General features: G+C 54.9%; 1 protein-coding gene. It reads left to right on the top strand.

Annotated features, from left to right (window positions below; all coding sequences use genetic code 11):
* Nucleotides 1–52 precede the first annotated feature (52 nt).
* A complete protein-coding gene (locus JGZ97_RS18045) occupies nt 53–1,018 on the top strand; it encodes an IS5 family transposase (protein WP_207064101.1) in 966 nt (321 codons plus the stop codon).
* The last annotated feature ends 130 nt before the right edge of the window (nt 1,019–1,148 follow it).

The raw sequence follows: 1,148 nt of genomic DNA on the forward strand, positions 1-1,148 counted from the left end.
TTAAGTCCCTTGGCATGAGACAATCCGCGCTCTGATGTGCTGAGGGCTATCCATGGATCACCAACTCTCCTTCGCTGACAGCGAGTTCACCAGCAAGAGTCGCCAGACACGCAAAGAGAAGTTTCTCGGGCGCATGGAGAAGCTGATTCCATGGTCTCGTCTGATCGCTGTGATTGAACCCCATTACCCCAAGGCTGGTAACGGTCGGCGCCCCTATCCGTTGACCACCATGCTCCGCATCCATTGTATGCAACACTGGTACAACCTGAGCGATCCGGCCATGGAAGATGCACTCTACGAGATTGCGTCGATGCGGCTGTTCGCAGGGTTGTCGCTTGACAAAGCGATCCCAGACCACACGACCATTATGAACTTCCGCCATCTACTGGAACGACAAGGGCTGTCGCGAAAGATCTTCGAAGAGGTATCGGCCTGGTTGAGCGAAGCGGGTGTGCTGGTGAAGGAAGGCACGTTGATGGACGCCACCATCATCGAAGCCCCCAGTTCAACCAAGAACAAGTCGGGTGAACGTGATCCTGAGATGCACCAGACCAAGAAAGGAAATCAGTGGCACTTCGGTATGAAGGCGCATATCGGCGTCGATGCCAAAACGGGCCTGACGCACAGTTTTACGACCACCGCCGCCAATGAACACGATCTCAACCAGGCGCATCACCTGCTTCATGGTAAAGAGGGCTACGTCTTTGCTGATGCCGGTTACCGCGGCGCGGAGAAACGGGCAGCGCTCAAGCATAAAGACCTCGACTGGCACATTGCTCAACCACCCGGAACGGTCAGAGGGCTGAAAAAGCATCCGCGCATCAACAAAGTCAAACTGAGCATGGAGTACATGAAGGCCAGCATCCGTGCCAAGGTTGAGCACCCATTCCGGATCATCAAGTGCCAGTTCGGTTTTACCAAAGCGCGCTACCGTGGCTTGATGAAAAACGACAGCAAACTGGCCATGCTGTTCGCCTTGGCAAACGTTGTCCGCGTGGATCAGATGCTGCGAGCGTAGGATAGCTCCGTCTGCTTGCCGGAAAACGGGCATGCAGGCGGTGTGAAATGATCAAAAACCGGGTTATTACGCCGCAAATGCGGCTTGAGCAGCGGAGTAGCTCAGGAGATGGGACTTAATCGTAGGTTCC

This window comes from Motiliproteus sp. SC1-56 (genome assembly GCF_017309075.1).
GTDB lineage: Bacteria > Pseudomonadota > Gammaproteobacteria > Pseudomonadales > Balneatricaceae > Motiliproteus.